Source organism: Amycolatopsis sp. SID8362, assembly GCF_010550475.1.
GTDB lineage: Bacteria > Actinomycetota > Actinomycetes > Mycobacteriales > Pseudonocardiaceae > Amycolatopsis > Amycolatopsis eburnea.
This window is the reverse complement of record NZ_JAAGNB010001215.1, coordinates 1-8,951: the sequence shown is the minus strand read 5'-3', so window position 1 is coordinate 8,951 and position 8,951 is coordinate 1. Positions and strand designations below refer to the sequence as shown.

The following is an 8,951-nucleotide window of genomic DNA, read 5'->3' as shown; positions in this document are numbered from 1 at the left end:
ACCGCCGTGGCGCCCGGCGGCGGCGTCTCGTGGACGCGGGCGCGGCGGACCCGGACCAGTCCGGAGAAGCCGACGAAGACCTTCGGGCCGCGCCCCAGCAGCCAGACCCGCCGGTGCCCGGCCAGCAACAGCCGGTGGGCTTCGTCGAGGCGGACGCGCAGCCAGCGGCCGTCCGGCAGGCGGATGCCGACCGTCCGCCCGGCCGCGACCAGTGCGGTGACGTCCACCTGCCGGAACGCTTCCCGCTTCAGCCGCGTTTCGGGCACCCTCACGTACGCGCGGTAGAGCCACCACGCCTCGACCGAGCCGGCCAGCGCGAGCGTGCCCACCGGCAGCGCGACGCCGGCGCCGGTGAAGAACTGGGCGACGCCGAACACCAGGAACAGCCAGGACAGCACCCGCCGGTCGGCGGTGCTCCGGCCGATGCGGTCGAGGTACTCGCCGAAGATCGGCAGTGCCCCGGACGGCATCGCGGGGTCGAGTTCGAACGCCGGCACGCGTTCGGGAACCGGGACGATCTGCACGCTGGGCCCCCACCGTGTCGGCTTTGGTCACCGGCTTTTCGGTGAACCGGTCACCGGCGTTACCGGATACTCCGTTCAGCGGCACAGGAGCGTGACCCGGGTGACTACCCAGACCGTCGAATTCAGGTTAGGCTCACCTAAGTAGGAGGTGAGCCGTGACCCAGGCACCCGCATCCATCCGCCGCCCGCCGGCGCCGAACCCCGCCGAGCGCGCCAAGACGATCGCGACCCGCAACGGTCCCGCGTCCTTGCTGCCCACCTGCGAACGCGCCGGCCTCGACGGCGCGCGCGTCGTCCCGGTCCTGCACCACGTGCACCACAGCGGCAGCGTGAGCGTGCTGCTGGCCGACGACCACCCGATGGTCACCGCGGCGAAGCAGACCCAGCGCGGCGAGCTGGCCGTGATGGTCGAGCTCGCCGACCAGGCGCCGGTCGCGCTGCGAGAACCGATCCGCGGGCTGCTGTGGATCACCGGCTGGCTGCGGCCGCTCTCGCCGGTGTCGGCCCGCGCGCGAGCGGTCGCGATCGCCGAAACGCGGCCGGACGAGCGGCTGCTCGACGTCGGCCACGGCGTCACGCTGCTGCGGCTCACCCCGGCGTCGCTCGTGCTCGCCGACGCCGAGGGCACGCACTCGCTGCGCCCGCACATGTTCAGCGCCGCGCCGCCGGACCCGTTCCACGACTACGAGGCCCAGTGGCTGCGGCACCTGGAAAGCGACCACTCCGACATCGTCGACCAGCTGGCGAAGCACCTGCCGGCGGACCTGCGCGGCGGCCGGATCCGCCCGCTCGGCCTCGACCGGTTCGGGCTGCGGCTGCGCGTCGAATCCGAGGCGGGCGACCACGACGTCCGGCTGGCGTTCTCGAAGTCCGTCGACAGCCCGCCGCAGCTCGCGACGGAGCTGCGGCGGCTCGTCGGCTGCCCGTTCCTGCGGGGCGCGTCAGGCTAGTTCGGCGGGGAAGCCGCCCTTGGCGAGCGGGCCCCAGCTCTCGATGGTGATCCGGATGATGCTCTTGCCCTGCTTGACCATGGCTTCGCGGTATTCGTCCCAGTCGGGGTGCTCGCCGGAAATGGCGCGGAAGTAGTCGACGAGCGGCTCGACCGAATCCGGGATGTCCAGCACCTCGGCGGTGCCGTTCAGCTGCACCCACTGGTCGTTCCACTCGTCGGACAGGATGCAGGCCGAGACCTTCGGGTTGCGCTTGATGTTCACGATCTTGGCGCGCTTCGGGTAGGTCGAGATGACCAGCCTGCCCTCGGCGTCGACCCCGCAGGTGACCGGCGACAGCTGCGGCCCGCCGTCGGCCTTCGTGGTCAGCAGGATCGCGCGGTGGCGGGTGGACAGGAACTCGACCAGCGCGGCGCGGTCGACGGTTTCGTTGGTGGCGATGCTCCTCGGCATACCCCGAAGGTAGCGTGCGCACATGACGTTCACCGCGCGATCGTGGCTGGCCCCGGCCCGCCCCGAGTTCCCCGGGACGATCGAAGACCCGGCGGAGCGCCGCGCGATCAAGCTCGAGCTGGTGATCGTCTTCGGCATCACGCTCGGCCTGTCCGGCGTGCGCAGCCTGCTGTCCCTTGTGGACTCGCTGCTGCAGCCGACGCCGCTGGCCCAGCAGCAGGTCCAGCTCAACGTGCCCCAGGCCGCGGCGAGCCTGATCGACCTGCTCAAGCAGCTGCTCTCGGCCGCCCAGCTGGTCGGCTGGGGCGCGCTCGGGCTGTACTTCCTGTGGCGCGCCGGGGTCAAGCTCGCGCAGGTCGGGCTGGACCGCCGCACCCCCGGTCGCGACGCGCTGCTGACGCTCGGGCTCGCCGCGCTGATCGGGATCCCCGGCCTGGCGCTCTACTTCATCTCCTACCACCTGGGCTTCAGCCTGGCGGTGCAACCGTCCACATTGAACGACACGTGGTGGCGCCCGATCACGCTGACGCTCTCGGCGTTCGGCAACGCGTTCGCCGAAGAGGTCCTGGTCGTCGGCTACCTGCTGACGCGGCTGCGGCAGCTCGGCGTCCGCGAGAACAACGCCGTGTTCGGCGCCGCCGTGCTGCGCGGCTCGTACCACCTCTACCAGGGCTTCGGCGGGTTCGTCGGCAACCTGGTCATGGGCCTGGTGTTCGGCCGGTTGTGGCAGAAGACGAACCGGCTGTGGCCGCTCGTCGCCGCGCACACGCTGTTCGACTTCGTGTCGTTCGTCGGATATTCGCTGCTCAAAGGTCACGTTTCCTGGCTGCCGTGAATAGGATCGGGTGGTGAACGACGAAACGACACCTCCCCGGGTGGACAGCGAAGTCGGACCCCTGCGCGCGGTGCTGCTGCACCGGCCCGGCAACGAGCTCAAAAGGCTGACGCCCCGCAACAACGACCAGCTGCTGTTCGACTCGATCCCGTGGGTCGACCGGGCCCAGGCCGAGCACGACGCGTTCGCCGAAGTGCTGCGCAGCCGCGGCGTCGACGTTCTGCTGCTGGCCGACGCGCTCCGCACCGCGCTGGAGGACGACCGCGCCCACGCGGCGGGCGTCCACGCGGCCGTCGACGACCGGCGGCTCGGCGGCGACCTGGCCGACTCGCTGCGGTCGCACCTGTCGAGCACCGACGCGGCCAGCCTCGCCGAGGTGCTGATGGCGGGGATGACGTTCGAGGAGCTGCCGTCCGCGGAGGGCGCGTCGCTGGTGCGGATGATGAACCACCCGCACGACTTCGCCGTCGATCCGCTGCCGAACCTGCTGTTCACCCGCGACTCGTCGGCGTGGATCGCCGACCGGGTGGCGGTTTCGTCGCTGACCATGCCCGCGCGCCGCCGGGAAACCGCGGTGCTGGACCTGATCTACGCCTACCACCCGCACTTCCGGCACGCCGCGCGCGCGTACGGCGCGCATTCCGCGCCGATCGAAGGCGGCGACGTCATGCTGCTGGCCCCGGGCGTGCTGGCCATCGGCGTCGGCGAGCGGACGACGGCGGCGGGCGCCGAGTCCCTCGCCCGTTCGGTGTTCGCCGACGGCATCGCGCACACCGTGCTGGCGGTGCCGATCGAGCAGTCCCGCGCGACCATGCACCTGGACACGGTCTGCACGATGGTCGACGCCGACGCGGTCGTGATGTACCCGCTGGCACGCGACTCCCTGACGGCGTTCACGCTGCGCCCGACCGGCGACGGCGGCGTGAAGGTGGCCGGGCCGGCGCCGTTCCTGGTGGCCGCGGCCGAAGCGATGGAGATCGACCGGCTGCGCGTCATCGACACCGGCCTCGACCCGGTGACCGCCGAGCGCGAGCAGTGGGACGACGGCAACAACACGCTCGCGCTGGCCCCGGGCGTCGTCGTGGGCTACGAGCGGAACGTCGAGACGAACGAGCGCCTGGAGGCGGCCGGCATCGAGGTGCTGCCGATCGCGGGCTCGGAGCTGGGTTCCGGCCGTGGCGGGCCGCGTTGCATGTCGTGCCCGATCCGCCGCGAACCGTTGCGATAAACGAAGTAAGCCTCCCTAAATGCGCACAACAATTTAGGGAAGGCTTACTTAAATTAGGCACGTCTTCTTTAGGAATGGTAACCCTAATAGGGGGCGGATCACCAGTCCCGATTGGCATTCCCGCCAATCTTGATCTATTCTGGTCTGCATGGCCCTCACCAAGAAGAAAGAACCGCGCTCGAAGTTCTACGAACTGCTGCAGGCGCAGATCCACAACGAGTTCAACGCGTCCCAGCAGTACATCGCGCTCGCGGTGTGGTTCGACGCCGAGGACCTGCCGCAGCTGGCGAAGCACTTCTACAAGCAGTCCGTCGAAGAGCGCAACCACGCGATGGCGCTCGTGCAGTACATGCTCGACCGCGACCACCACGTCGAAATCCCCGGCACCGGCGAGGTGCGCAACGACTTCTCGAGTGTCACCGAGCTCATCGAGCTGGCGCTGGAGCAGGAGAAGGAGGTCGCCGCCGACATCTCCGCGATGACGAAGGCGGCGCGGGCCGAAGAGGACTACATCGGCGAGCAGTTCACGCAATGGTTCCTCAAGGAGCAGGTCGAAGAGATCTCCCAGATGAGCACGCTGCTGAACGTCGTCAAGCGCGCGAACGGCAACCTGTTCGAGGTCGAAAACCACCTTTACCGCGAGTCGGTCGGCGACGCCGGCGCCGACTCCCAGATGCCGCCCGTGGCCGGCGGCGCACTCTAGGACTTGGTGACGGAAGCCCGGGCCCTCCCCCTGTGGATGGCCCGGGCTTCCGCGTGCGTCCGGCCGATCAGCCGGCGCAGTCCTGGTTGACGCTCATCAAGCTCGTCTGCGCGACTCCCGCGGCGCCGAGCAGGAAGTGGTAGTCGGCGGCCGCGCTCGCCGGGGCGACGACGCCACCGGTCTCGTCCTTGGCCGCGGGGTAGGCGGCGAGCACCTGCTCCTTGGTGGCTCCGGCGCCGACGCCTTCGGGCGTGTGCGCGACGACGTCCGGGGTCACGACGACCAGCCCGACGGCCTTCGAAATGACGACGCTCGCGGCGGCGGGGACACCGCTGCCGTCCACCTTGTAGACGGTGCAGCTCGGCCCGGCCTGCGCCTCGCTGAGGGTCACGGCCTGCGCGGCGACGTCGGCTTCGGACATGCCGAGCTTGAGCCGGCCGAAGCCGTCCGCCGCCAGCAGCGGCCCGGTCGACACGCCCGGCAGCGCCGTCGGCGGGCGCGACGAGGACGGCCGCGGCGGCTTCGACGTCGGCGTGGCCGCCGGGACGGAAACCTCGATGCTCTGGGTCCCGGTCGGCCCGGGCGCGGACGGCTGCGGCGATCGGCCCGCCGTCAGGTTTTCGGGGGGTTTGACGCTGAGGTCGGAGCCGTCGGCGGACATCACCGCGGTGCCGTCCTCGGTGTGGATCCGGACCATCGTCAGCCCGGCCGAGACGACGACCACGGCCGCGGCGACACCGGTGACGGCCTGCAGGTTCCGGCGACGGCGACGACGCCGTCCCGCGCCCGCGACGATGGCCGCACCCGCTTCCGGTGGCGGCGGCAGGTCCAGCCGCTCATCGGCGAACATCGCGCGCAGGCGCTGCTCCAGCTCGTCCTCGGAGATGTTCAACCCGCGTCACTCCCTTCGCCTTCGTTGCCGGTCGCCTTGAGTTTCGTCCGCAGCGACGTGATCGCCTTGCTGGCCTGGCTCTTGACGGTGCCCTGCGTGACGCCGAGGGCCCCGGCGATCTCCGCTTCCGAGAGACCTTCGTAGTAACGCAGCACCATCACCGCGCGTTGTCTCGGCGGCAGCGTCCGTAACGCACGCCACAGCGGCTCGTGCTCGAACGGGTCGGCCGGCACGTGCGGCGTGGTGTCCGGCAGGTCCGCCACGAGGTTCTCGCGGCGCGTCCGGCGCCAGCGGCTGACGTGCGCGTTCGCCATCGACCGGCGGACGTAGGCCAGCGGGTCACCGGTCTTCTCGTGCACGTGGTGCCAGCGCGAGCCGATCTTCTCCAGCACGGTCTGCACCAGGTCGGCCGCGTCGTGCGGGTTGCCGGTGAGCGCGTGCCCGTACCGCAGCAGGCCCGGCAGGGTGGCCTGCACGAAGTCGCCGAAGTCGGTGAACTCACCCGGCAACGTCGCGGCCCTCCCTCGGCCTGCGCTGGCCACCCAGGTCTCTCTCCCGGTGAAGACGGGTGCCGCAGCGGTCACCGTATCGCCTCCCATCGGGGTCGGGTAGCCAGAAGCCGAGTCGCTTTCTCCCCCAACACGCATCACAGCCCCCTCAGGTTGCCTGCGTTCCCACCCGAATCCGGGCGGTCCGATCTGCCCACGTCAGCGGTGCGCGAGCGCGGGCGGCAGCCGGAAACCGCCGCCGTCCACCTCGCCGAACTCGTGCACGCCGACGACCGCGGCGTGCGGCAGCGGGCCGTACACGTGGGGAAACCAGACCCCGGCCGGGTGCGGCGGCTCGCCGTCCTCCCAGCGGACCGGGACGCCGACCTTCCCCGGGTCGATCTCGAGCAGCACCAGATCGGTGCGGCCCCGGTAGAGCGCGTTGGCCGGCAGGTGCGCCGTGCCGAAGTCGGAGCAGTGGATGAACCCGACGTCGTCCAGCGACGGCGGCCGGTACTCCCCGCCCTCGCCCACTTCGGCCCAGTCGGCCGCCCCGCAGATGTGGAGTATCACGCCGAGAATCGTCCCACCGGCACGGTCGGGCGGCGGTGTCTCGTGCGCCACAAAACCCCTGGTTGAACGCTCACGGAGTGGTCGGACACCCCGTGAGCGCCGGTCAGCGCAGGGTGAGCTGACGGCCGATGAGGCCGTCACGGGCGCGCCGCTCGGTGGCGTTCAGCGGCTCGTCGTCGAGCGACTTGAGCGCGGTCTCGAGGCGGGCGCCGAGGGCGTCCTTCGCCTCGGCCCACTCGCGGGCGTGGGCCTCGGGGTCGAGGTCCCAGACGGGGACCAGCAGGCCGTGGGCCCGGAACGAGCCCGCGTACCGCGTGCCCTCGCCGAGCCCGAGCTCGCCGGCCGCGGACAGCCGAGCCAGCGCCTGGAGCAGCAGGTTCTCCGGCTCCGGACGCACCCAGCGCAGGTGCGCCTTCTCGCCGGCGAGGACCCAGTAGGCACCCGCGCCGAGCCGCTCGGTGGGCATGATCGCGGCGTTCGCGCGCTCGAGCGACACCGCGACGTCCCCGGTGGCGTCGGCGTCCTCGGGCAGCCACCACGCGAAGTCGGTGTGCAGCGTGACGTCGAGTTCGGCGCTCGGGGCCAGCAGGTCCTGCAGCCGGGCGTGCTCGTCGGCGGCAGGCGGCGTGGTCGTGTCCGGCACGCCGAGGACGTCGCCCTCCTTGGCGTCGAGCAGCCACTTCAGCGACCGGCCGAGGTCACGGCTGATGTCGGAGGACCGGGTCTGGACTTGCAGCCCGAGGTAGCGCTCCCCGTCCGACCGCACGAACGCGGCAGCCGCCATCGGCAGCACCGTGCCGAGCGTGACGTCCCCGCCGTCGGCGAGGGTCAGCTTCGCCGTCGCGGACGGCACGAACTCGCGCAGCGCGATGAGCTCGGGCTCCGCCGCCAGCCCCTCGAACGGCTGACCGACGAAGACGTCGCGCACCTTCGGCTTGCGGTCCGACGCCTGCTTGGGACCCTTCTTGCGCGCGCCCTTGCCCACTGCTGCCTCCTCTGGCTCGGCCTGGAACGCTATCGAAGGGCTAGTCTCGCGACGTGTTCGACCCCCGCGATCCCGAGTTCCTCGAAGACCCGTACCCGGCCTTCGCCGCCCTCCGCGCCCAAGGCGACGTCCATTTCCACGAAGGCCTCGGCATGGCCATCGCGGTGTCGCACGCGGCTTCGTCGGCGGTGCTGCGCCACCGCGGGCTGGGCCGGATCTGGCAGGACGCCCAGCCGCTGGAGCGGTTCGCCTCGTTCAACCTGCTGCACCGCAACTCGCTGCTCGAGAACGAGCCCCCGGCACACACCCGCCTCCGCCGCCTGATCGCGGGCGCCTTCGGCCGCGGCCACGTCCAGCGCCTGCGCCCGATGGTCGCTTCGCTGGCTGCCGACATGGTCGACAACCTGGCCGCCGCGATCGCCGCCGACGGCAGCGCCGACCTGCTCGAGCACCTCGCCCAGCCCCTGCCGGTCGCGGTGATCGCCGAGCTGCTCGGCGTGCCCGGCTCGGACGGGCCGCGGATGGTCGAGCTGTCCAACGCCATCGTGAAGATGTACGAGTTCGGCCGCCCGGAGTCGGACCGCGACGCCGCCGAGCAGGCCTCCGCCGAGTTCGTGTCGTACGTCCGGTCGGTGGCTTCGACCCGCGCCGCAGCGCCCGGCGACGACATCATCAGCGACCTCCTGCGCAGCGAGCTGACGCCCGACGAGCTGGTGGCCACCGCGGTGCTGCTGCTGATGGCGGGCCACGAAGCGACGGTGAACGTGCTCGGCAACGGGATCACGGCGTTGCTGACGCACCGCGACCAGTGGGAGCGGCTGCTGGCCTCACCTTCCTTGCTGGATTCGTGCGTGGAAGAGCTGATCCGGTTCGACGCCCCGCTGCAGCTGTTCGAGCGGACGGCCACCGAGGACGTGTCGATTCGCGGGTATGTCGTTTCGGAGGGGCAGAAGATCGGCGCGTTGCTGGGTGCGGCGGCGCGGGATCCAGAGGTGTTCGACGAGCCGGATCGGCTGGATATCGGGCGGATGCCCAATGCGCATCTGGGGTTCGGGATGGGGATTCACTATTGCGTGGGGGCCCCTCTGGCTCGGGTGGAGATTTCTGCTGCGTTGAGTGCTTTGGTGGAGAAGGTGCCGGGGTTGCGGTTGGTGGAGGCTCCGCCGCGGCGGCCGGAGTTCGTGATTCGCGGGTTGAAGGAGTTGCGGGTCACGGTGTGAGGCCGGCGCGGGGCCGGCGCCGGGCGGGGCGGGGCGCGTGTGGTGGGCCGGGCGGAGGTGCGGACGCCGGAGGCAGCGGACGACGGTTGCGCTGGAGGCT

The 8,951-nt window shown here is 71.2% G+C and carries 10 protein-coding genes and 1 pseudogene; 5 read left to right on the top strand and 6 right to left on the bottom strand.

Annotated elements, in window-relative coordinates; genetic code table 11:
- Positions 1-524: pseudogene (locus G3I65_RS37585) on the bottom strand (hypothetical protein); the annotation flags it as partial.
- 155 nt (positions 525-679) lie between these two features.
- Here G3I65_RS37585 and G3I65_RS37580 point away from each other — a divergent pair.
- On the top strand, positions 680-1,474 hold the full coding sequence (locus G3I65_RS37580) for a DUF2470 domain-containing protein (protein WP_160700302.1): 795 nt from the start codon (positions 680-682) through the stop codon (positions 1,472-1,474).
- Here the strand turns inward: G3I65_RS37580 and G3I65_RS37575 are convergent.
- Entirely contained in the window at positions 1,466-1,927 is a 462-nt protein-coding gene (locus G3I65_RS37575; RefSeq protein ID WP_160700301.1) for a PPOX class F420-dependent oxidoreductase, read from the bottom strand. The genes G3I65_RS37580 and G3I65_RS37575 overlap by 9 nt on opposite strands.
- Before the next feature lie 22 nt (positions 1,928-1,949).
- Here G3I65_RS37575 and G3I65_RS37570 point away from each other — a divergent pair, with 22 nt between their 5' ends.
- The 3 genes from G3I65_RS37570 to G3I65_RS37560 all read left to right on the top strand — a co-directional run bounded on the left by G3I65_RS37570 (position 1,950) and on the right by G3I65_RS37560 (position 4,693).
- Complete coding sequence (locus tag G3I65_RS37570) at positions 1,950-2,762, top strand: CPBP family intramembrane glutamic endopeptidase (RefSeq protein ID WP_160700300.1); 813 nt, start codon at positions 1,950-1,952, stop codon at positions 2,760-2,762.
- Between the two features lie 40 nt (positions 2,763-2,802).
- The gene (locus G3I65_RS37565; protein WP_163046821.1) at positions 2,803-3,990 is read left to right on the top strand and encodes an arginine deiminase; all 1,188 of its coding nucleotides are present in this window, start codon (positions 2,803-2,805) and stop codon (positions 3,988-3,990) included.
- Positions 3,991-4,138: 148 nt separating this feature from the next.
- Entirely contained in the window at positions 4,139-4,693 is a 555-nt protein-coding gene (locus G3I65_RS37560; RefSeq protein WP_163046820.1) for a ferritin, read from the top strand.
- A gap of 67 nt (positions 4,694-4,760) precedes the next feature.
- Here the strand turns inward: G3I65_RS37560 and G3I65_RS37555 are convergent, their stop codons facing one another.
- From G3I65_RS37555 to G3I65_RS37540, 4 genes are all read right to left on the bottom strand, one after another.
- Complete coding sequence (locus G3I65_RS37555; protein ID WP_160700298.1) at positions 4,761-5,585, bottom strand: hypothetical protein; 825 nt, start codon at positions 5,583-5,585, stop codon at positions 4,761-4,763.
- A complete protein-coding gene (locus G3I65_RS37550; RefSeq protein ID WP_160700297.1) occupies positions 5,582-6,094 on the bottom strand; it encodes a SigE family RNA polymerase sigma factor in 513 nt (170 codons plus the stop codon). Before G3I65_RS37550 ends, G3I65_RS37555 begins: the two co-directional genes overlap by 4 nt.
- 198 nt (positions 6,095-6,292) lie before the next feature.
- Positions 6,293-6,646, bottom strand: a complete 354-nt coding sequence (locus tag G3I65_RS37545) for a DUF952 domain-containing protein (RefSeq protein ID WP_163046819.1) — start codon at positions 6,644-6,646, stop codon at positions 6,293-6,295.
- 103 nt (positions 6,647-6,749) lie between these two features.
- The gene (locus G3I65_RS37540; RefSeq protein ID WP_160700296.1) at positions 6,750-7,631 is read right to left on the bottom strand and encodes a DUF5926 family protein; all 882 of its coding nucleotides are present in this window, start codon (positions 7,629-7,631) and stop codon (positions 6,750-6,752) included.
- Between the two features lie 53 nt (positions 7,632-7,684).
- Between G3I65_RS37540 and G3I65_RS37535 the strand changes: the two genes are divergently transcribed.
- Positions 7,685-8,851, top strand: a complete 1,167-nt coding sequence (locus G3I65_RS37535; RefSeq protein ID WP_160700295.1) for a cytochrome P450 — start codon at positions 7,685-7,687, stop codon at positions 8,849-8,851.
- Positions 8,852-8,951 lie beyond the last annotated feature (100 nt).